At 62.6% G+C, this 21,407-nt stretch carries 15 protein-coding genes and 1 pseudogene; 11 read left to right on the top strand and 5 right to left on the bottom strand.

Annotated elements, in window-relative coordinates; genetic code table 11:
- Positions 1–123: 123 nt before the first annotated feature.
- Complete coding sequence (locus AC07T0_RS22925) at positions 124–960, bottom strand: 23S rRNA (adenine(2030)-N(6))-methyltransferase RlmJ (protein ID WP_191489846.1); 837 nt, start codon at positions 958–960, stop codon at positions 124–126.
- Positions 961–1,111: 151 nt separating this feature from the next.
- Between AC07T0_RS22925 and AC07T0_RS22920 the strand changes: the two genes are divergently transcribed.
- Positions 1,112–1,606 (top strand): DUF2165 family protein, encoded by a 495-nt coding sequence (locus AC07T0_RS22920; protein WP_495003330.1) that lies wholly within the window; start codon positions 1,112–1,114, stop codon positions 1,604–1,606.
- A gap of 173 nt (positions 1,607–1,779) precedes the next feature.
- Positions 1,780–2,220, top strand: a pseudogene (locus AC07T0_RS22915) (aminotransferase class V-fold PLP-dependent enzyme); the annotation flags it as partial.
- Positions 2,221–2,293: 73 nt separating this feature from the next.
- Here the strand turns inward: AC07T0_RS22915 and putP are convergent.
- A complete protein-coding gene (putP, locus tag AC07T0_RS22910; protein ID WP_495003329.1) occupies positions 2,294–3,778 on the bottom strand; it encodes a sodium/proline symporter PutP in 1,485 nt (494 codons plus the stop codon).
- A gap of 454 nt (positions 3,779–4,232) precedes the next feature.
- On the opposite strand from putP, the gene putA reads away from it, so the two are divergent.
- The 5 genes from putA (at position 4,233) to selO (ending at position 17,117) form a co-directional block, all read left to right on the top strand.
- Complete coding sequence (putA, locus tag AC07T0_RS22905; RefSeq protein WP_495003328.1) at positions 4,233–8,186, top strand: trifunctional transcriptional regulator/proline dehydrogenase/L-glutamate gamma-semialdehyde dehydrogenase; 3,954 nt, start codon at positions 4,233–4,235, stop codon at positions 8,184–8,186.
- 334 nt (positions 8,187–8,520) lie between these two features.
- Positions 8,521–10,323: an acyl-CoA dehydrogenase gene (locus AC07T0_RS22900; RefSeq protein ID WP_495003327.1), complete on the top strand. Its 1,803-nt coding sequence runs from the start codon at positions 8,521–8,523 to the stop codon at positions 10,321–10,323.
- Positions 10,324–10,425: 102 nt separating this feature from the next.
- Positions 10,426–12,168, top strand: coding sequence for a potassium/proton antiporter (locus tag AC07T0_RS22895; RefSeq protein WP_495003326.1), 1,743 nt, complete (start codon positions 10,426–10,428; stop codon positions 12,166–12,168).
- Between the two features lie 36 nt (positions 12,169–12,204).
- The gene (gene mscK / locus AC07T0_RS22890) at positions 12,205–15,555 is read left to right on the top strand and encodes a mechanosensitive channel MscK (RefSeq protein ID WP_495003325.1); all 3,351 of its coding nucleotides are present in this window, start codon (positions 12,205–12,207) and stop codon (positions 15,553–15,555) included.
- A 98-nt stretch (positions 15,556–15,653) separates the two neighbouring features.
- A complete protein-coding gene (gene selO / locus AC07T0_RS22885; protein ID WP_495003324.1) occupies positions 15,654–17,117 on the top strand; it encodes a protein adenylyltransferase SelO in 1,464 nt (487 codons plus the stop codon).
- Positions 17,118–17,123: 6 nt separating this feature from the next.
- On the opposite strand, the gene AC07T0_RS22880 is transcribed toward selO, so the two are convergent.
- Both AC07T0_RS22880 and AC07T0_RS22875 read right to left on the bottom strand, forming a co-directional pair.
- A complete protein-coding gene (locus AC07T0_RS22880; protein ID WP_495003323.1) occupies positions 17,124–17,525 on the bottom strand; it encodes a helix-turn-helix domain-containing protein in 402 nt (133 codons plus the stop codon).
- On the bottom strand, positions 17,525–17,818 hold the full coding sequence (locus AC07T0_RS22875; RefSeq protein ID WP_495003322.1) for a type II toxin-antitoxin system HigB family toxin: 294 nt from the start codon (positions 17,816–17,818) through the stop codon (positions 17,525–17,527). Before AC07T0_RS22875 ends, AC07T0_RS22880 begins: the two co-directional genes overlap by 1 nt.
- A 226-nt stretch (positions 17,819–18,044) precedes the next feature.
- Between AC07T0_RS22875 and trxC the strand changes: the two genes are divergently transcribed.
- Positions 18,045–18,479 (top strand): thioredoxin TrxC, encoded by a 435-nt coding sequence (gene trxC / locus AC07T0_RS22870; RefSeq protein WP_495003321.1) that lies wholly within the window; start codon positions 18,045–18,047, stop codon positions 18,477–18,479.
- A gap of 38 nt (positions 18,480–18,517) precedes the next feature.
- Here trxC and AC07T0_RS22865 read toward each other — a convergent pair whose 3' ends face one another.
- Entirely contained in the window at positions 18,518–19,291 is a 774-nt protein-coding gene (locus AC07T0_RS22865) for a ParA family protein (protein ID WP_495003320.1), read from the bottom strand.
- Between the two features lie 361 nt (positions 19,292–19,652).
- On the opposite strand from AC07T0_RS22865, the gene AC07T0_RS22860 reads away from it, so the two are divergent.
- Genes AC07T0_RS22860 through AC07T0_RS22850 form a run of 3 tightly spaced genes read left to right on the top strand, consistent with a single transcriptional unit; the run spans position 19,653 to position 21,407 of the window.
- Positions 19,653–20,372, top strand: coding sequence for a beta-ketoacyl synthase chain length factor (locus tag AC07T0_RS22860; protein WP_495003319.1), 720 nt, complete (start codon positions 19,653–19,655; stop codon positions 20,370–20,372).
- Positions 20,348–21,166 carry a lysophospholipid acyltransferase family protein gene (locus tag AC07T0_RS22855; RefSeq protein WP_495003318.1) on the top strand — a complete coding sequence of 273 codons (819 nt, stop codon included), beginning with the start codon at positions 20,348–20,350 and terminating at the stop codon, positions 21,164–21,166. The genes AC07T0_RS22860 and AC07T0_RS22855 overlap by 25 nt, the downstream gene beginning before the upstream one ends.
- The gene (locus AC07T0_RS22850) at positions 21,135–21,407 is read left to right on the top strand and encodes a phosphopantetheine-binding protein (protein WP_495003317.1); all 273 of its coding nucleotides are present in this window, start codon (positions 21,135–21,137) and stop codon (positions 21,405–21,407) included. The genes AC07T0_RS22855 and AC07T0_RS22850 overlap by 32 nt, the downstream gene beginning before the upstream one ends.

Here is a 21,407-nt window from a genome sequence, read left to right as displayed (position 1 = left end):
GAGCTTGCCCGCGAAGCTTTTAGCGCTCTCGCGGGCCTCTTCGCGGGCAAGCTCCGCTCCCACACAAGCCCTGCTCCTATGTATGGACTCGCCCACGATACCGGGAGAAAGCCAAAGTCCGAGTTACTCGGCAATCAACCAATCCATCCGCCAGTCGCCCTGGGTCTGACCCAGCTTCTGCGCCAGCCACGGCAACAATTCCCGCAGTTCCTCCTCCAGCCCCCATGGCGGATTGGCAATTGCCAGGCCCGAACCGTTCAGGCTCGCCGGCGTGTCCAGCGGATGCACCAGCAACTCCACCCGCAGCAACTTCGGCGCGCCGCTGCCAGCCAGGTCCTGATAGAAACGCTTCAGCGCACGCTGATCCTTGATCGGATACCAGATCGCCGCCACCGTCTGGCGCATACGCCCGATGGCTTCCTTGAGCGATGCCGCACAGCGCTGCATTTCATCCAACTGTTCGAACGGCGGATCGATCAGCAGCACCGCGCGCTTCTCCGCCACCGGCAGCAACGCCCGCGCCACATGCCAGCCTTCGCCCAGGTGCACCGCCACGCGCCGGTCGCCCTTCATATTGTCCTTGAGCAGCTTGCCGTCTTCCGGGTGCTTCTCGTTGAGCAGAATGCGCTCGCGCTCACGGGTCAGGCGCCGCGCCAGCTCCGGCGAGCCCGGGTAGTAGCGCAATTCGCCATCCGGGTTCATCTCGTGCAGCACCCGCATGTAGTCGGCGGTCACCGCGGGCAGCTCCTGCTCGCCCCACAAGCGGGCGATCCCCTCCAGGTATTCGCCGGTGCGGCTGGCCTGGTCGCCCTTGAGGTCGTACAGGCCGATGCCGGCGTGACTGTCGAGATAGGCGAACGGCTGCTCCTTGCGCGCCATCAGGGCAATCAGGCGGGTGAGGATCAGGTGTTTCAAGACGTCGGCGTGGTTGCCGGCGTGGAAGGCGTGACGGTAGTTCATGGCAACTCCTGCGAAGGAGGCGAAGTTTACCTTGTGCCCGAAGGTACGTCAGGTCGCAGCGCACCGGCGGCATCGGAAGTGTCTGACATATACTCGGGGCCAGGCAGTGATAAGGTCGTTTTCCCGCCTATCGGAAAGAAGGATCCGAACCATGACCGCCCGCTACGCCAAGATTGTCCTCACCCTGGCCCTCGCCGCTTTCGCCTTCATGGTCACGTTCAACAATGTCATCGATTACGGCTCCAACTTCACCTTTGTCCGCCACGTGCTGAGCATGGACACCACCTTCCCGGACAATGCCGCGATGCACCGCGCAATCAGCACACCCGCGCTCTGGCACGCCGCCTACTGGCTGATCATCTTCGGCGAAGGCCTGACCACACTGCTGCTGAGCGGCGGCGCGTGGTCACTCTGGCGAGCGCGCAACCGCGACGCCGCCGCCTTCGCCCAGGCGAAAAAATGGGTCGTCGGTGGCGCAACCCTGGGTTTCCTGGTCTGGTTCTTCGGCTTCATGGTCGTGGGCGGTGAATGGTTCCTGATGTGGCAATCGCAGATCTGGAATGGCCAGGAGTCGGCCTTCAGGTTCTACATGGCGCTCCTCGGCGTGCTGATCTTCGTCAATCAGGCGGACAACGAGCGGGCTTAAGTGGGGATCACTTGCCGATTACGCGCCAGTATTGGACACTGGCGCGCCGGCTTGCGCTCCGACTGCGGGCGCAGCCCCCAAGGTCATTGGCGACTCAGACACACGAGACCATTAAGCGACCGCACCTGCCTGGCAGTGCTCATTAATGGAATTTCACTGAGTCGAGACTTTATCTACCGAGTTTCGGCGTCGACGTGCGCTTCGCCCGCGATGACTCAGCCCAAGCCATTGCCGAACTGATCGACGAGAACACCAAGCTGGTCTATTGCGAAAGCATCGGCAATCCGGCGGGCAATATCGTCGATCTCCAGCGCTTCGCCGAGGTTGCCCACGCCCGCGGCATACCGTTGATGGTCGACAACACCGTGGCGACGCCGATCCTGTGCAAGCCGATCCAGTTCGGTGCCGACATCGTCGTGCACTCGGTGACCAAGTACGCCGGCGGCCACGGCAACTCCCTGGGCGGAGTGATTGTCGATGCCGGCACCCACCGGCAAATGAACGAAACCGAACAGGCCAAGGCCGGCGTGACGCCGGAAATGATCCGCCTGTCCGTCGGCATCGAGGCGATCGAGGACATCCTCGAAGACCTGCAACAAGCACTACGCGCCTGAAGCAAAACGGCCCGCCTCCAGGGAGGCGGGCCACTTTCCGATCAACCGGGGCCAGGGCCTCAGCCCTTGCCGATCAGTGCTCCAGGCGGAACTGTTTCTCCGCCGCGTCAAAACGCTGCAACATCAACGCCGAGGGCGTGCCCAGCCGACTGACGATATAGATCGCCAGGCTGGCAAAGATAAAGCCTGGGATGATTTCGTACAGCCCCAGCAGGCTGAAGTGCTTCCAGACAATCACCGTGATCGCACCCACCAGAATCCCGGCCAATGCGCCATTACGGGTCATGTCCTTCCAGATCACCGAGATCAGCACCACCGGACCGAACGCCGCACCAAACCCGGCCCAGGCATAGCTCACCAGACCCAACACACGGTTTTCCGGATTGGCCGCCAGGGCGATAGCCACCAGTGCCACCAGCAACACCATGGCGCGACCGACCCAGACCAGCTCCAACTGGGAAGCCGATTTACGCAGGAAGGTCTTGTAGAAGTCTTCGGTCAGGGCACTGGAGCAGACCAGCAACTGGCAGCTCAAGGTGCTCATTACCGCCGCCAGGATCGCCGACAGCAACACCCCGGCAACCCATGGGTTGAACAGGATCTTCGCCAGTTCGATAAACACCCGCTCGTGGTTCTCACCGACGGGGCCGGCCACCTCGGGGTGCGCCGAGAAGTAGGCGATGCCGAAGAAGCCCACCGCCACCGTGCCGCCCAGGCACAGAATCATCCAGGTCATGGAGATGCGCCGGGCCTTGGCGATCGACTTGACCGAGTCCGCCGCCATGAAACGCGCGAGAATATGCGGCTGGCCGAAGTAACCCAGACCCCAGCCCATCAGCGAGAGAATACCGACGAAGGTGGTGCCCTTGAGCATATCGAAGTTGGCCGGATCCTTGGCTTCGATAGCCAGGAAAGTGGTGTCGACCCCGCCAGTGGCCAGCAGCACGATGATCGGCGTGAGAAGCAGCGCAAAGATCATCAGAGTGGCTTGCACCGTGTCGGTCCAACTGACTGCCAGGAAGCCGCCGATAAAGGTGTAGGCAATGGTCGCCGCCGCACCGGCCCACAGCGCCGTCTCATAGGACATGCCAAAGGTGCTTTCGAACAGCCGTGCACCGGCGACAATGCCCGACGCGCAGTAGATGGTGAAGAACACCAGGATTACCACCGCGGCAATGATCCGCAACAAGCCGCTGTGGTCCTCGAAGCGACTGGAGAAATAGTCCGGCAGGGTCAGCGCATCGCCATTGTGCTCGGTCTGCACCCGCAGGCGCCCGGCGACGAACAGCCAGTTCAGGTAAGCCCCGACGATCAGGCCGATGGCGATCCAGCTTTCCGACAGACCCGACAGGTAGATCGCGCCGGGCAAGCCCATCAGCAACCAGCCGCTCATATCGGAAGCACCGGCCGACAACGCGGTCACCACGCTGCCGAGGCTGCGGCCGCCGAGAATGTAATCGGAGAGGTTATTGGTCGAGCGATAAGCCATCAGGCCAATCAGCACCATGGCGGCGATATAGATCACGAACGTGATCAGGGTTGGATTGCTTACACTCATTGAAAAATCCCTGGCATTGTTTTTATTGAGCGACGGTCCGACCGACGCAAAGAATGATGCTTGTCAGACGATTAAGCGCAGCAGGCATTTATGACCGATATTTCCTCAGGAAATCGTCAGCCGCCATCTACGGCGCGCAGGAGGTTGCACTTCAGTGGCGAATGCTATTCAACAAACCGAATAAGGTGCAACCCATTCCGCCCAAATAAGTTGCACCTATTGAATTTTGCGTATTTTCCGACGCTTTCCCGCCCCTTTTCAGTGCGGGAAATGCTCGTGACACTCTGAAACCCCCAGGCTTGAGACCATAAACACAAGCGGGAAAATAATTCCTGATCTACCGCCGTTTTTTCTTGCAAAAAATAGGTTGCACCCGGTTGCACCTAAGCGGAGCCAGCGCTACTCTTTCCGCCAGCTGATGCCACGCGATCGTGGTAACCATGAGGATAAGAAAATGGCTACGACCACCCTTGGGGTCAAACTCGACGACCCGACCCGCGAGCGCCTGAAGGCCGCGGCCCACTCGATTGACCGCACCCCCCATTGGCTGATCAAGCAGGCCATTTTCAACTACCTGGAAAAGCTCGAGAGCGGTGCAACCCTGGGTGAAATCAACGGCTCGTCCCGTAGCGACGCCGAAGACAGCGGCGAAGCCCCGAGCGACCACGCCCATCAGTGCTTCCTCGAATTCGCCGAAAGCATCCTCCCGCAATCGGTGTTGCGGGCCGCCATCACCGCCGCCTACCGCCGCCCGGAACCGGAAGTGGTGCCGATGCTGCTGGAGCAGGCGCGCCTGCCGGCAGCCATGGCCGAAGCCAGTCACAAGCTGGCCGCCTCGATTGCCGAAAAGCTGCGCAACCAGAAGAGCGCCGGCGGCCGTGCGGGCATCGTCCAGGGGTTGCTACAGGAATTCTCCCTATCGTCCCAGGAAGGCGTGGCGCTGATGTGCCTGGCCGAAGCCCTGCTGCGCATCCCCGACAAAGGCACCCGCGACGCCCTGATCCGCGACAAGATCAGCACCGGCAACTGGCAACCGCACCTGGGCAACAGCCCGTCGCTGTTCGTCAATGCCGCCACCTGGGGCCTGCTGTTGACTGGCAAGCTGGTCGCCACCCATAACGAGACCGGCCTGACTTCGTCCCTGAGCCGCATCATCGGCAAGAGCGGCGAGCCGATGATCCGCAAGGGCGTCGACATGGCCATGCGCCTGATGGGCGAACAGTTCGTCACCGGCGAAACCATCGCCGAGGCCCTGGCCAACGCCAGCCGCTTCGAAGCCAAGGGTTTCCGCTATTCCTACGACATGCTCGGCGAAGCCGCACTGACCGAGCACGACGCACAGAAATACCTGGCGTCCTACGAGCAGGCCATCCACGCCATCGGCAAGGCCTCCCACGGTCGTGGCATCTACGAAGGCCCGGGCATCTCCATCAAGCTCTCGGCCCTGCACCCGCGCTACAGCCGTGCCCAGTACGAACGGGTGATGGACGAACTGTATCCGCGCCTGCTGGCGCTGACCCTGCTGGCCAAGCAATACGACATCGGCCTGAACATCGACGCCGAAGAGGCCGACCGCCTCGAGCTATCCCTGGACCTGCTCGAACGCCTGTGCTTCGAACCCCAACTGAGCGGCTGGAACGGCATCGGCTTCGTGATCCAGGCCTACCAGAAACGCTGCCCGTATGTCATCGACTACGTCATCGACCTGGCCCGCCGCAGCCGGCATCGTCTGATGATCCGTCTGGTCAAGGGCGCGTACTGGGACAGCGAAATCAAACGCGCCCAGGTCGAAGGCCTGGAGGGCTATCCGGTCTACACCCGCAAGGTCTACACCGACGTTTCCTACATCGCCTGCGCACGCAAGCTGCTGTCGGTGCCGGAAGTCATCTACCCACAGTTTGCCACCCACAATGCCCACACCCTGTCGGCCATCTACCATATCGCCGGGCAGAACTATTACCCGGGCCAGTACGAGTTCCAGTGTCTCCACGGCATGGGCGAACCGTTGTACGAACAAGTAGTAGGCAAGGTTTCCGACGGCAAGCTGAACCGTCCGTGCCGGGTGTACGCCCCGGTCGGCACCCATGAAACCCTGCTGGCCTACCTGGTCCGGCGCCTGCTGGAAAACGGCGCCAACACCTCCTTCGTCAACCGCATTGCCGACCAGTCCATCTCGATCCAGGAGTTGGTGGCCGATCCAGTGGCCAGCATCGAGCAGATGGCGACGCTGGAAGGCGGCTTCGGTCTGCCACACCCACGGATTCCGCTGCCACGCGACCTTTACGGTCGTGACCGGGTCAACTCCGCCGGTATCGACATGGCCAACGAACACCGTCTGGCATCGCTTTCCTGCGCCCTGCTGGCGAGCGCCCACAATGACTGGAAAGCCGTGCCGCTGCTGGGTTGTGTCGCCAGCACCGAAGCCCCGGTGCCGGTGCTCAACCCATCGGACCATCGCGACCTGGTCGGCTATGTCCAGGAAGCCACCGCCGAAGACGCCGACAACGCGATCCAGTGCGCTCTGAACGCCGCGCCGATCTGGCAGGCCACTCCGCCGAGCGAACGCGCGGCAATCCTGGAGCGCGCCGCCGACCTGATGGAAGGCGAGATCCAGCCGCTGATGGGCCTGCTGGTCCGCGAAGCCGGCAAGACCTTCGCCAATGCCATTGCCGAAGTGCGTGAGGCCGTGGACTTCCTGCGTTACTACGCGGTGCAGGCGCGCAACGATTTCAGCAACGACGCCCACCGCCCGCTGGGTCCGGTGGTCTGCATCAGCCCGTGGAACTTCCCACTGGCAATCTTCAGCGGCCAGGTCGCCGCGGCACTGGCGGCCGGCAACCCGGTACTCGCCAAGCCCGCCGAACAGACCCCGCTGATCGCCGCCCAGGCCGTGCGCCTGCTGCTCGAAGCCGGGATTCCCGAAGGCGTGGTGCAACTGCTGCCGGGACGCGGTGAAACCGTCGGCGCGCGCCTGGTCGGCGACGATCGGGTCAAGGGCGTGATGTTCACCGGCTCCACCGAAGTGGCGCGCCTGCTGCAACGCAATGTCGCCGGGCGCCTGGACAGCCAGGGTCGGCCGATTCCGCTGATCGCCGAAACCGGCGGGCAGAACGCGATGATCGTCGACTCCTCGGCGCTGACCGAACAGGTGGTGATCGATGTCGTGTCCTCGGCCTTCGACAGCGCCGGCCAACGTTGTTCGGCTCTGCGCGTGCTGTGCCTGCAGGAAGATTCCGCCGACCGCGTGATCGAAATGCTCAAGGGCGCCATGGCCGAATGCCGCCTGGGCAACCCGGAACGCCTGTCGGTGGATATCGGCCCGGTGATCGATGCCGAAGCCAAGGCCGGCATCGAGAAACATATCCAGGCCCTGCGCGACAAAGGGCGCACGGTCTATCAGGTGGCCATCGCCGAAGGCGAGGAATGCAAGCGCGGCACCTTCGTGATGCCGACCCTGATCGAACTGGAAAGCCTCGACGAACTGCAGCGGGAGATCTTCGGCCCAGTGCTGCACGTGGTGCGCTACAAACGCAAGGACATCGACCAGCTGATCGCGCAGATCAATGCCTCCGGCTACGGCCTGACCCTCGGCGTGCACACCCGCATCGACGAGACCATTGCCAAAGTGATCGACAATGTTCACGCCGGTAACGTCTATGTGAACCGCAACATCGTCGGCGCCGTGGTCGGCGTGCAACCGTTCGGTGGCGAAGGCTTGTCGGGGACCGGGCCGAAAGCCGGTGGACCGCTGTACCTGTATCGTCTGCTGTCGACCCGGCCGGCGGATGCCATCGAACAATGCTTCGCTCGCGGCGACGCCCTGGCCGCACCGGATCTGCGCCTGCGCGAAGCCCTGCTCAAACCGCTCAACGCCCTGCAAGCCTGGGCCGACGGTCAGAAGCTGGCGGACCTCGGGACGCTGTGCACGACCTTCGCGGTGCAGTCGCAAAGCGGCATTACCCGGGTGCTCAACGGCCCGACGGGCGAGCGCAACAGCTACGCCATCCTGCCCCGCGAGCATGTGCTGTGCCTCGCGGAGATCGAAGCCGACCTGTTGACGCAACTGGCGGCGGTGTTGGCCGTGGGCGGCTCGGCGGTCTGGCTGGAAGGCGAATCGGCCAAGGCGCTCTACGGGCGCTTGCCAAAAGAGGTGCAGGCGCGCATCCAGCGTGTGGCCGACTGGACCAAGGACGAGGTGCTGTTCGACGCAGTGCTGCATCACGGGCATTCCGACCAGTTGCGTGGGGTCTGCCAGCAAATCGCCCAACGTAGCGGCGCTATTGTCGGCGTGCATGGACTGTCCCAGGGCGAAACCGGCATTGCGCTGGAGCGTCTGGTGATTGAGCGGGCGTTGAGCGTCAACACCGCAGCGGCGGGCGGTAACGCCAGCCTGATGACCATCGGTTAAGGCGAGCGGAAGGCCTGGCCCCCACAATGGGCGCCAGGCCTGACGATTTCGTCGGCGGGAAAACGGCCTTCGCGGGCAAGCTCCGCTCCCACAGGTTCAGTGCTCGACCACTCATCGGTGGTACGACAGAGTCTTGCTCTCACAGGATTTTGTGATCAGTCATCCCTTTCTCTGGCACGACAAAAATCCTGTGGGAGCGGAGCTTGCCCGCGAAGAGGCCCGCCCAGACACCACACCTCCCTGAATTCTGCCCCTCCATCACCCACATCAATCTTGCTAGGCAGCGCTTATTCAGCCGCCTAGACTCGGCCGACTCCCCCACAGGTAGGCCGCCATGTCCGAGATGCTGCTCAGTTCCCGCAATCTGGCTTTCGAGCTGTACGAAGTCCTCGATGCCGAGGGCCTGACCCAGCGCGAGCGATTCGCCGAACATTCCCGGGAAACCTTCGACGCAGCCATCGGTACCGCCCGCAGCATCGCCGAAAAGTTCTTCGCCCCGCACAACCGCAAGAACGACGAAAACGAACCGCGCTACGAAAACGGCGAAGCCATCCTGATCCCGGAAGTAAAACCGGCCGTCGACGCCTTTCTCGAAGCCGGCTTTCTCAACGCCGCACGCAGCTTCGAGGATGGCGGCATGCAGCTGCCGACCCTGCTGTCGCAAGCCTGTTTCGCCCATTTCCAATCGGCCAACGCCGCCTCGACCTCCTACCCGTTCCTGACCATGGGCGCGGCGAACCTGATCGAAAGCTTCGGCAGCGACGAGCAAAAGCGCCGCTTCCTGCAACCGATGATCGACGGGCGCTTCTTCGGCACCATGGCCCTGACCGAGCCCCACGCCGGCTCTTCACTGTCCGATATCCGCACCCGCGCCGAACCGGCCGCCGACGGCAGCTACCGACTCAAGGGCAACAAGATCTTCATTTCCGGCGGCGACCACCCACTGTCGGAAAACATCGTGCACATGGTCCTGGCCAAGCTGCCAGACGCACCACCCGGGGTGAAGGGCATTTCGCTGTTTATCGTGCCCAAGCTCCTGGTCAACGACGACGGCAGCCTCGGCCCGCGCAACGATGTCCTGCTGGCCGGGCTGTTCCACAAGATGGGCTGGCGTGGCACCACCTCCACGGCGCTGAACTTCGGTGATAACGGCAACTGCGTCGGCTATCTGGTAGGCAAGCCGCACCAGGGCCTGAGCTATATGTTCCAGATGATGAACGAAGCACGGATCGGCGTCGGCATGGGCGCGGTGATGCTTGGCTATGCCGGTTACCTGTACTCCCTGGAATACGCCCGGGAACGCCCGCAGGGCCGCCTGCCCGACAGCAAGGACCCGACTACCGCGCCGGTTTCGATCATCCAGCACGCCGACGTCAAACGCATGCTGCTGACCCAGAAGGCCTATGTCGAAGGCGCCTTCGACCTCGGCCTGTACGCCGCGCGGCTGTTCGATGACACCAACACACTGACCTCCGAGACAGAACGCCGACAGGCCCATGAACTGCTCGACCTGCTGACACCCATCGTCAAATCCTGGCCCTCGGAGTTCTGCCTGAAGGCCAACGAACTGGCGATCCAGATTCTCGGCGGCCACGGCTACACCCGCGAATACCCGGTGGAGCAGTACTACCGCGACAACCGGCTGAACCCGATTCACGAAGGCACCCACGGCATTCAGTCCCTCGACCTGCTGGGGCGCAAGCTGGCGCAGAACGACGGAGCGGGCTTGAAGCAACTGATCCGACTGATCGCCGACACGGCAACACGCGCCGCCGCCTATGCCTCCCTGGATGCCCTGCGCCAACCGCTGGAGGATCTGGTCGCACGCCTGCAAAGCGTGACCCTGGGCCTGCTGACCGACCTGGCCCAAGGCAAGGTCAACAGCAGCCTCGCCAACTCGGCGCTGTACCTCAAGGCCTTCGGGCATACGGTCATCGGCTGGCGCTGGCTGGAACAGGCGGTGCGCGCCGAGGAAGGTCTGGCCAGGGACAATCCGGCGGACCTGCCCTTCTACAAAGGCAAGCTGCAAGCCGCACGCTACTTCCTGACCTGGGAAGTCCCCGGCTGCCATCATGAACTGGCCATTCTCGAAGCACGCGACGATACCTGCCTGTCGATGCAGGACGCCTGGTTCTAAAGCTTTTGACAGCGGTACATTTCAACAGGTTAGAATCGCTGGCACGCAGACTGCATGGTCAGTCTGCGCCCAGCCTTTGCAAGCTTTCCTGGAGTACTGCCTTTGAATGCGACGACCATCAACAGCCTGTTCTTGATCGGCGCGTTGCTGGTAGGCGCAAGTATCCTGGTGAGCTCGCTGTCCTCGCGTCTCGGTATCCCGATCCTGGTGATCATCCTCGCGGTGGGCATGACCGCCGGCGTTGACGGCGGCGGCATCATCTTCGACAACTACCCCACCGCCTACCTGGTGGGCAACCTCGCCCTCGCCGTGATCCTGCTCGACGGCGGTCTGCGCACGCGGGTCGCGAGTTTCCGCGTGGCACTGTGGCCGGCACTGTCGCTGGCCACCGTCGGGGTGCTGATCACCACCGGCCTGACCGGCATGGCCGCCGCCTGGCTGTTCAACCTGAACATCATCCAGGGCCTGCTGATCGGCGCCATCGTCGGTTCCACGGACGCCGCCGCGGTGTTCTCGTTGTTGGGCGGCAAGGGCCTGAACGAACGGGTCACCGCCAGCCTGGAGATCGAGTCCGGCAGTAACGACCCGATGGCGGTGTTCCTCACCGTGACCCTGATCGACATGCTCGCCAGCGGCCAGACCGGCCTGCACTGGAGCCTGCTCGGCCACCTGCTTCGCGAATTCGGCATCGGCGGCATCATCGGCCTGGCCGGCGGCTGGCTGATGCTGCAACTGGTCAACCGGATCAACCTGGCCAACGGCCTGTATCCGATCCTGGTGATCAGCGGCGGCCTGGTGGTCTTCGCCCTGGCCAACGCGCTGCACAGCAGCGGCTTCCTCGCCGTGTACCTGTGCGGCCTGGTGATCGGCAACCGTCCGGTGCGCAGTCGCCACGGCATCCTGCACATGCTCGACGGCATGGCCTGGCTGGCGCAGATTGGCATGTTCCTGGTGCTGGGCCTGCTGGTCACGCCCCATGACCTGCTGCCCATCGCCCTGCCGGCCCTGGGCCTGGCGCTGTGGATGATCCTGTTCGCCCGACCGCTGTCGGTGTTGATCGGCCTGCTGCCATTCAAGGCCTTCCATGGCCGGGAAAAGGCGTTTATTTCCTGGGTCGGCCTGCGCGGCGCGGTGCCGATCATTCTCGCGGTGTTCCCGCTGATGGCCGGCCTGCCCCATGCGCAGCTGTACTTCAACCTGGCGTTCTTTATCGTGCTGGTCTCGCTGCTGGTGCAAGGCACCAGCCTGCCGTGGGTGGCCAAACTGCTGAAAGTCACGGTCCCGCCGGAACCCGCACCGATCTCCCGATCCGCCCTGGAAGTGCATGTCACCAGCGAATGGGAGCTGTTCGTTTATCGCCTGGGCGCTGAAAAATGGTGCATCGGCGCTGCCCTGCGCGAGCTGAAAATGCCCGAAGGCACCCGTATCGCCGCGCTGTTCCGGCACCAACAACTGCTCCATCCGTCGGGTAGTACCACCCTGGAAGTCGATGATCTGCTCTGCGTGATCGGCCACGAACACAACCTCCCGGCCCTCGGTAAACTCTTCAGCCAGGCACCGCAACGCGGGCTCGATCTGCGCTTCTTCGGCGACTTCGTGCTCGAAGGCGACGCCCAGCTGGGCGCGGTCTCGGCGCTCTATGGCCTGAAACTCGAAGGCGTCGACCCGAATACCCCGCTGGGCAGTTTCATCGCCCACAAGGTCGGTGGCGCGCCTATCGTCGGCGACCAGGTAGAGTGGAACAACACGCTCTGGACTGTCGCGGTCATGGACGGGAACAAGATCGGCAAAGTCGGCGTCAGATTTCCCGAAGGAAGTCGCCCGGGTCCGGGTCTCTTCCTCTAAACTGCCCACTTTCTTCACGCTGCTTGACCGGTACTTATGTCTTCTTTGCGCACTTTTCTTGCCATGGCCCTGCTGGGCCTGAGTCTTTCCGTCGGCGCGTTGCAAGCGGCCGAACCGCCCACCCGTGAATCTGTCCAGCAAAGCCTGGACAAGATCGCCGACCGCAAGCTCGCCGACGCCGATCAAAAGGCCCTGCAAGCGGTGCTGCAACAGACGCTGACCTGGATGTCGAACCAGGACGACTATGAAAAACGCCTGGCCACGACCAAGCAGCAGGTCGCCGATGCGCCGCGCCAGACCGTCGAAAACCAGCGTGAACTGGCCCGGTTGAAGGTCACCAAAGTGATCCCGGTGACCCAGCGGTATGCCAGCCAGTCGGTGCCGCAACTGGAACAATTGCTGACCGAGCGCACCGCCCAACAGGGCGACCTGCAAAAAGCCCTGGCCGATGCCAACAGCCTGATCATTACCGCCCAGACCCGCCCCGAGCGCGCACAGTCGGAAATCAGCAGCAGCCAGACCCGCATTCAGCAGATCAACGGCATCCTCAAGCTGGGCAAGGACAACGGCAAGACCCTCAACGCCGACCAGCGCAACCAGTTGAACGCCGAATTGGCCTCGATCAACGCGCTGATCCTGCTGCGCCGCCAGGAACTGGCCGGCAACAGCCAGTTGCAGGACCTGGGCAACAGCCAGCACGACCTGCTGATGGAAAAAACCGCGCGCCTGGAGCAGGAAATCCAGGACATGCAGTCGCTGATCAACCAGAAGCGCCTGGCCCAGTCCCAGCAGACCGTCACCCAGCAATCCATCGAAGTGCAGAAGGCCGGCGACAGCAGCGTGCTGGCGACCGAAAGCGCCACCAACCTCAAGCTCTCCGACTACCTGCTCAAGAGCACCGACCGCCTCAACGAGCTGACCCAGCAGAACCTGCAGACCAAACAGCAGCTCGACAGCGTGACCCAGAGCGACCAGGCCCTGGACGAGCAGATCAGCGTGCTCAAGGGCAGCCTGTTGCTGTCGAAGATTCTCTACAAGCAGAAACAGGCTCTGCCGCGCCTGCAGGTGGACAAGAACCTGGCCGATGAAATCGCCGATATCCGCCTCTACCAGTTCGAAGTCAACCAACAGCGGGAATTGATCAGCAGCCCGGCCACCTATGTCGACAACCTGCTGGCGACCCAGCCGCCGGACCAGGTCAACGCGCAGTTGCGCAAGACCCTGCTGGACCTGGCGGTAACCCGCAGCGACCTGCTGGAACGCCTGAACCGCGAACTGAGCGCCCTGCTCAACGAGTCCATCACCCTGCAACTGAACCAGAAGCAACTGCTCAGCACAGCCCAGAGCCTGCGCGCGACCCTGGACGAGCAGATGTTCTGGATCCCGAGCAACAAGCCCCTGGATCTGGAATGGATCGAAAGCGTACCCGCGCGCCTGCAAAAGCAGGTGACCACCCTGCCCTGGGCCTCCAGCCTCAGTGAACTGACCGATGGCCTGGCCCAACATCCACTGCTGTTCCTGCCCTTGCTGCTGTTGATCGGCGCCCTGCTGTGGCGGCGCAAGTCGCTGTATGCGCGCCTGAGCAAGGTCCACAAGGACATCGGCCACTTCAAGCGTGACAGCCAATGGCACACGCCGCTGGCGATCCTGGTCAACGTCGCCCTGGCGATGCCGATCACCCTGGGCTTGGCGCTGTGCGGCTATGCCCTGCAGATCGATGCCCGCGGCCAGAACGCCAGCCTCGGTGCCGCGCTGCTGCAAATCTCCCTGGCCTGGCTGGTGTTCTACACCGCCTACCGGATTCTGGCGCCGGGCGGCGTGGCCGAGCTGCATTTCCGCTGGGAAAAACCCCAGGTCGAGTTTCTCCAGGGCTGGATTCGCCGGCTCGGCTTCGTGGTCCTGGCGCTGGTGGCGATTGTCTCCGTCGCCGAGCTGCAGCCGGCCTCGCTGGCCGATGACGTACTGGGTATTGCCGTGGTCCTGACCTGCTACGGCCTGATGGCCTGGCTGCTCAGCCGCCTGTTGCTGGGCACGCCGAACCACGGCGGCGCCTCGCTGTTCCGCAAACTGATCGGCGTGCTCTTCACCGCCATGCCCATCGCGCTGTTTATCGCCGTGTGCTTCGGCTACTACTACACCGCCCTGAAACTCAGCGATCGGCTGATCGAGACCCTTTACCTGCTGATGTTGTGGCTGGTGATCGAGGCGACCTTCGCGCGCGGCCTCGGGGTCGCGGCCCGCCGCCTGGCCTACCAGCGCGCCCTGAGCAAACGCCAGGCGGCCAAGGAAGCCGGCGATGGCGAACCACTGATCGAAGAGCCGACCCTGGACATCGAACAGGTCAACGAACAATCCATGCGCCTGATTCGCCTGGCCCTGCTCGGCGGCTTCGTCGCGGCGCTGTACTGGGTCTGGGCGGACCTGATCAGCGTGTTCTCCTACCTGGACAACATCACCCTCTACGAATACACCAGCGGCACCGGCGCGACCATGAGCATGGTGCCGATCAGCATCGGCAACGTCATCGGCGCACTGGCGATCATCGGCATCACCTTCGCCCTGGCGCGCAACCTGCCGGGCCTGCTGGAAGTGCTGGTGCTGTCCAAGCTCGATCTGGCCCAGGGCAGCGCCTACGCCACCACCACCTTGCTCTCCTACGTGATCGCCGGCATCGGCTTCGTCTCCACCCTCTCGACCCTCGGTGTGAGCTGGGACAAGTTGCAATGGCTGGTGGCGGCGCTGTCGGTCGGCCTGGGTTTCGGCATGCAGGAAATCTTCGCCAACTTCATCTCCGGCATCATGATCCTGTTCGAACGTCCGGTGCGGATCGGCGACACCATCACCATCGGTACCCTGTCGGGCACGGTCAGCAAGATCCGCATCCGCGCCACCACCATCACCGACTTCGACCGCAAGGACATCATTGTCCCGAACAAGACCTTTATCACCGGGCAGTTGATCAACTGGTCGCTGACCGACACGGTTACCCGCGTGACCCTCAAGCTCGGCGTCGACTACGGTTCGGACCTGGACCGGGTCAAGGAGCTGCTGCTCAAGGCCGCCCGGGACAATCCGCGGGTGCTGAAGGAGCCCGAGCCCCACGTGTACTTCCTGAACTTCGGCGAAAGTACCCTGGACCACGAACTGCGCATGCACGTGCGCGACCTGGGCGACCGCAACCCGGTGGTCGACGAGGTCAACCGCTTCATCAACCGCGAGTTCAAGAAAGAGCACATCAACATCTCGTTCCGGCAGATGGAGGTCTATCTCAAGAACCTGCATGGCCAGGAATACAAGCTGGTGCCGGTGGAAGGCCAAGCGCCCGGCCCGTTGCCGATGGCAGCGGCCAAACCAGAACAGCTACCGCCGCCGGGCAAGCTCGACTGAGACTGCACAACCGCGGCAATCATGCCGTTTGCATGCCGCCGCTGGTGTCTGCCGGCTAATCCCAGCAGAATACTCGGACATTCTGCTGGAGCCGGCCGTTGAAAGCCCTCGACGAACTGACCTTCGATAACCGCTTCGCCCGTTTGGGCGACGCGTTTTCCACCCATATCTTGCCCGAGCCCCTCGACAACCCGCGCCTGGTGGCGGTGAGTCCGGCGGCCATGGCCCTGCTCGACCTCGACCCGGCCATTGCCGAGGAACCGGTGTTCGCCGAGCTGTTCGGCGGCCACAAGCTCTGGGCCGAGGCAGAGCCTCGAGCGATGGTCTATTCAGGGCATCAGTTCGGCTCCTACAACCCGCGCCTGGGTGACGGTCGCGGACTGTTGCTGGGCGAGGTCTACAACGCCGCGGGCGAGCATTGGGACCTGCACCTCAAGGGCGCCGGGCAAACGCCCTACTCGCGCATGGGCGACGGACGCGCGGTGTTGCGCTCCTCGATCCGCGAGTTCCTCGCCTCCGAAGCCCTGCATGCCCTGGGCATTCCCAGTAGCCGCGCGCTCTGCGTGATCGGTTCCGACACGCCGGTCTGGCGCGAGAAACAGGAGCGCGGCGCCATGGTCCTGCGCATGGCGCCCAGCCATGTGCGCTTCGGTCATTTCGAGTACTTCTACTACACCAAGCAACCAGAGCAGCAGAAGCAGCTCGGCGAGCACGTGCTGGCACTGCATTTCCCCGAGTGCCTGGAACAGCCGGAACCTTACCTGACGATGTTCCGCGAGATCGTCGAGCGCAATGCCGAACTGATCGCCAAGTGGCAAGCCTACGGTTTCTGCCATGGCGTGATGAACACCGACAACATGTCGATCCTGGGCATCACCTTCGACTTCGGCCCGTTCGCCTTTCTCGATGATTTCGATGCGCACTTCATCTGCAACCACTCCGATGACCAAGGGCGCTACTCGTTCAGCAACCAGGTGCCCATCGGCCAGTGGAACCTCAGTGCGCTGGCTCAGGCCCTGACGCCGTTCATCAGTGTCGAGGCCTTGCGTGAAACCCTGGCCTTGTTCCTGCCGCTGTACCAGACCCACTACCTCGACCTGATGCGTCGCCGCCTCGGCCTGACCAGCGCCGAAGACGACGACCAGAAGCTGGTGGAAAACCTGCTGCAACTGATGCAGGCCGGAGGAGTCGACTACACCCTGTTCTTCCGCCGCCTGGGGGATGAGTCAGCGGCATTGGCCACGGCGCGCCTGCGGGATGACTTTATCGATCTCAAGGGTTTCGACGCCTGGGCCGATCGCTACAAGGCACGGGTCGCCCGCGAAACCGATCAGGACGAGTCCCGGCGCAAAGCGCGGATGCACGCGCTCAACCCGCTGTATATTCTGCGCAACTACCTGGCGCAGAAGGCCATCGATGCGGCGGAAAGTGGTGATTACTCAGAGGTGCGGCAACTCCATACGGTACTGAGCAAGCCATTCGAGGAACAACCAGGCCTGGAGCGCTACGCCGAACGACCACCGGAGTGGGGCAAGCATCTGGAGATCAGTTGTTCGTCGTGAGCCGGCTCAGATAAAGGTTTGCTCCCGGACCCCAAAACGCTCGGCCAGCCAGCGGATCTGGCGCAGGTTGAGCTGGCGCTTGCCGCTGAGGATCTCGGAAACCACCGATTGTGGCCCGACCCCGGGCAGGTCGCTCTGGGTCAAGCCATGTTCACGCATCATCTCCCGCAGCACATCGGCCCCACTGGCCACCGGCATCGGCCAGTGCTCCTTGTCATAGGCCTCTATGTAATCACTGATGATATTCACCAGGCTCATGAGCGGATTCGATTCGTCTTCACCAATGACGCCCAGCAACTCGTCGAGAATACCCACCAGGGCATCGTAATCAGCCTCGTTTTTTGGTTTGCGCAGCAGTGGCTCCACGAACGGCCAGTGCTCGGAAGCCTGCTTGATGACAGCATTCATCAACACCTCTCCTTCCATTTACCCTTGTCATATTCGCGATGATCCAGCACATGCTTGATATATAACTGCTGGGCACCGTAATGCACACCCGCAATCAGCCGCAGCTTGTTCCCGCCAATATCAAACACATGCAAGCTACCCACCGTGTCTGTCGCTGGGAACATCGCCTTGAGCGCCGAAAAGCTTTCAGGACTGCTCCCCTTGATCCTTCGGCACCAGGCATCCAACGCACTGGCGGTGTCAGGCCATCTTGCCTTGGCTTCCCGAATCCGCTTCTCGGTAATCACACGCATGCAACATCCTTATCGCATCTTGCTATGAAGATTATCCGCCAAGCCAGATTATCGCAATTTGCTATTGCCAAAATCTGACCGCCGGCTCGTTCCTTGAGGCTAGATCCTGAAGGCAAAACGCGTCGCTTGAACATGTGAGGACATGCAACACACCTTTGGCCCCCCTTGATAAAGTGCGCCCCAGACTCCAGTTCAAGTTCATTGGCCACTTCCCAGGAACCCTTCCATGTCCGATCCCCTGTTGATCCCCTGCCCTCATTGCAACGGCCTCAACCGCATCCCCGCCGAGCGCCTGGGCGACCAGCCGAAATGCGGACGCTGCAAAGCCGCGGTCTTGCTGGATAAACCGTTCGAATTGAAACAGGGCGACTACGCCAGCCAGATCAAGGGCGATCTGCCATTGCTGGTGGACGTGTGGGCGGACTGGTGCGGGCCGTGCAAATCCTTTGCTCCGGTGTTCGAACAGGCGGCGGCCCAGTTGGCCGGCAAGTGCCGCCTGGCCAAGCTCGACAGCGAAGCCAACCAGCAACTCTCGGCACAGCTGGGGATTCGTTCGATTCCCAGCCTGATCCTGTTCAGAAATGGCCAGGAAGTGGCGCGCCAGAGCGGCGCCTTTCCCCTACCGCAGTTGATGGCCTGGCTGCGCAGCCAAGGTATCTGAGGCGGGCTCAGCCGCCAGGAGCAGGCAAAAAAAGCGAATTAAGCGTTGTTCTCCAGCAGGGCGTGCAACTCGACGAACTGCTGGGTCAGCTTGTGCCGCGGATCGAAGTGGATCAGCGGCCGGCTCGCCTCATGGGACTCGCGCATCTTCACCGAACTGGCCAGATACACCGGCAATACCGGCAAACCCTCGGCGATCAGGCTGTCGAGCATCTGCTGCGGCAGACTCGCCCGGGCCTGGAACTGGTTGACCACGATCCCTTCCACTTGCAAGCCTTCATTGTGGTCTTCCTTCAACTCCTCGATCTCGGCTAGCAGGCCATACAGCGCCTGCCGGGAAAAACTGTCGCAATCGAAGGGAATCAACACGCGATCGGCGGCAATCAACGCCGACACAGCGTAGAAGTTCAGCGCCGGCGGCGTATCCAGATAGATGCGATCGTAATCTTCCGACAACTCATCCAGCAGTTTGCGCAGCTTGTTGATCTTGTGCTTGGCCTCGAGCTTGGGCTGCAGGTCAGCCAGCTCGGCCGTGGCGGTGATCAGATGCAGGTTGTCGAACGGCGTCTCATAGATATCCACCTGGTTTTTCTTCGAGAACGGCCCGGACGAAAGGATCTGCTTGAAGAAATCAGCGATGCCCATGGGGATGTCCTCGCCGGTGAGCCCGGTGAGGTATTGCGTGGAGTTGGCCTGGGCATCGAGATCCACCAACAGGGTCCGATAGCCCTCGCTGGCGCTGACCGCCGCCAAGTTACAGGCAATGCTCGACTTGCCGACCCCGCCCTTCTGATTGAACACCACACGCCGCATGACAAAACCTCCGTGTATCAATGGATCACCGAGTGTAGAGGGCTTGACCGCTGCCGCGCCACCTCGCCGGGACTAGGACTACCTCTCATATCGCAATAACTGCACTGGCACGAGGTAATTTCCCTTTAACCCGGGAAATGTCCGGCATACGTATCAAAAAAAATACGAACAATAGCCAGTTGCTAGCAACCTCTTCGCATTTCGCAAATTTAATCGTGCAAAATGTGACCAAAAATTTGCTACAGGCCTTGTGCACCGGGATAATGCGAGTCATTCGGCCATCGTGCCACGCCAGGGTTGGTAGAGGTTCAGGGATCAACCGTAGCGTTCAAGGAAGCCCGCAGGGGCGGGAAGACATTCAGTGATCAACTTCAACATCGCCCAATGGCGCGCCTGGGCTACGGGCCTGGAAAGTGCGGACGACTGGCAGGCCTGGAGCCGCCAGCCCAGTGTCCCCGAGCCCAGCGATGCGGCACCGGATGTATCCTTTCTGCCGGCCATGCAGCGCCGCCGCCTCAGCCGCCTGGCACGCATGGCGTTCAGCGTCGGCTGGCCACTGGCCGAGGGGCACGCGCAGTTGCCGCTGGTGTTCATCTCCCGGCACGGCGAAACCCCGCGCACCTTCGAGATCCTCTGCGACCTGGCCGCCGACCAACCGCTGTCGCCCACCCAGTTCAGCCTGTCGGTGCACAACGCGGTGATTGGCCTGTGGTCGATCCTGCGCGGCTCGACCTGCGAAATGACCGCGTTGGCCGCCAATGGCGACGGTCTCGAGCACGGCATGCTCGAAGCCGCCGCGCTGCTCGATGAAGGCGCCCCCGCGGTCTTGCTGGTGATCACCGAGGAGCAACCGCCCGAGGCCTACCGCCACTGGATCGACGACGTCCCCTTCCCCTATGCCCTCGGCCTGCTGCTGACCCCAGGCGACGAATGGCAACTGTCCCTCGAAAGCGCCGCGGACGAACAGTCCCCAACCGAGTGGCCCCATGCCCTCGATCTATTGCGTACCCTGCTGGGCCAACACGCCACCTGCCGACACCAATGGAAGACCCGGGTATGGAACTGGCAGCGCCGACCATGACCAAGCGCCGCGACGCCTATTACTGGCGCTTGCTGGCCACCGCCTTGAGCTTCGCCCTGTTCGGGCTGGGCGGCCTGTGCCTGCGACTGGCAGTCTTCCCGCTGCTCGGCTGCCTGCCAGGCAATGCCGAGCGTCAGCGTCTGCGCGCGCGACAAACGGTCAGCCGGTTGCTCTGGCGGTTCATCCGGTTCATGGCCCGCAGCGGCGTACTGACCTATGAAGTCGATGGCGCGGAAAAGCTCGGCCGCCCCGGGCAGATGATCATTGCCAACCACCCGTCGCTGATCGACGTGGTGTTCCTGATCGGCCTGGTGCGCCATGCCAACTGCGTGGTCAAGCAGAGCCTCTGGCAAAACCCTTTCACCCGCGGGCCGCTACGCGCCACCGAATACATCAGCAACGACGGCAGCATGGACATGCTCGACGCCGCCGCCAGCGCCCTGCAACAAGGCCAGACCCTGATCGTCTTCCCCGAAGGCACCCGGACCACACCGGGCACGGCACCCGCCTTTCATCGCGGCGCCGCCGCGATTGCCCTGCGGGGTGCGAGAATCATCACCCCGGTCGTGATCAAGGTCAGCCCTACCACCCTGACCAAGGCCGAACCCTGGTATCGCATTCCGCACCGCCGGGTGCACTTCAGTTTCCGTGTCGGTGCCGATATAGACCCACAAAGCTTTGCCGCGCTGGGCCCCGCGCCTCAGGCCTCGCGCAAACTCAACGATTATCTGCACCATTACTTTATTAAGGAGCTCGCCTCAGATGAGCGATCCAACCGCCGCCCTGCACCTTGAGATCAAAGAGCTGATCATCGAGGCCCTGGGCCTGGAAGACATCAGCGCGCAAGACATCGGCAACGAGCAAACCCTGTTCGGCGAAGGCCTGGGCCTGGATTCGGTGGATGCCCTCGAACTCGGCCTGGCGATCCAGAAGCGCTATGGCATCAAGATCGATGCAGACGCCAAGGACACCCGCGACCATTTCTCCAACGTGGCCAGCCTTGCGGCTTTCGTCACGGCAAAACAGGCAGCGTGA

Source organism: Pseudomonas sp. GW821-FHT04D07, assembly GCF_059420225.1.
This window is presented reverse-complemented; position numbering and strand designations above follow the sequence as displayed.

Bases quoted from the DNA above. Each gene is read 5' to 3' on its own strand.
- AC07T0_RS22925 (WP_191489846.1), bottom strand. From the start codon at position 960: ATGAACTACCGTCACGCCTTCCACGCCGGCAACCACGCCGACGTCTTG.
- AC07T0_RS22920 (WP_495003330.1), top strand. From the start codon at position 1,112: ATGACCGCCCGCTACGCCAAGATTGTCCTCACCCTGGCCCTCGCCGCT.
- putP (WP_495003329.1), bottom strand. From the start codon at position 3,778: ATGAGTGTAAGCAATCCAACCCTGATCACGTTCGTGATCTATATCGCC.
- putA (WP_495003328.1), top strand. From the start codon at position 4,233: ATGGCTACGACCACCCTTGGGGTCAAACTCGACGACCCGACCCGCGAG.
- AC07T0_RS22900 (WP_495003327.1), top strand. From the start codon at position 8,521: ATGTCCGAGATGCTGCTCAGTTCCCGCAATCTGGCTTTCGAGCTGTAC.
- mscK (WP_495003325.1), top strand. From the start codon at position 12,205: ATGTCTTCTTTGCGCACTTTTCTTGCCATGGCCCTGCTGGGCCTGAGT.
- AC07T0_RS22880 (WP_495003323.1), bottom strand. From the start codon at position 17,525: ATGAATGCTGTCATCAAGCAGGCTTCCGAGCACTGGCCGTTCGTGGAG.
- AC07T0_RS22875 (WP_495003322.1), bottom strand. From the start codon at position 17,818: ATGCGTGTGATTACCGAGAAGCGGATTCGGGAAGCCAAGGCAAGATGG.
- trxC (WP_495003321.1), top strand. From the start codon at position 18,045: ATGTCCGATCCCCTGTTGATCCCCTGCCCTCATTGCAACGGCCTCAAC.
- AC07T0_RS22865 (WP_495003320.1), bottom strand. From the start codon at position 19,291: ATGCGGCGTGTGGTGTTCAATCAGAAGGGCGGGGTCGGCAAGTCGAGC.
- AC07T0_RS22855 (WP_495003318.1), top strand. From the start codon at position 20,348: ATGGAACTGGCAGCGCCGACCATGACCAAGCGCCGCGACGCCTATTAC.
- AC07T0_RS22850 (WP_495003317.1), top strand. From the start codon at position 21,135: ATGAGCGATCCAACCGCCGCCCTGCACCTTGAGATCAAAGAGCTGATC.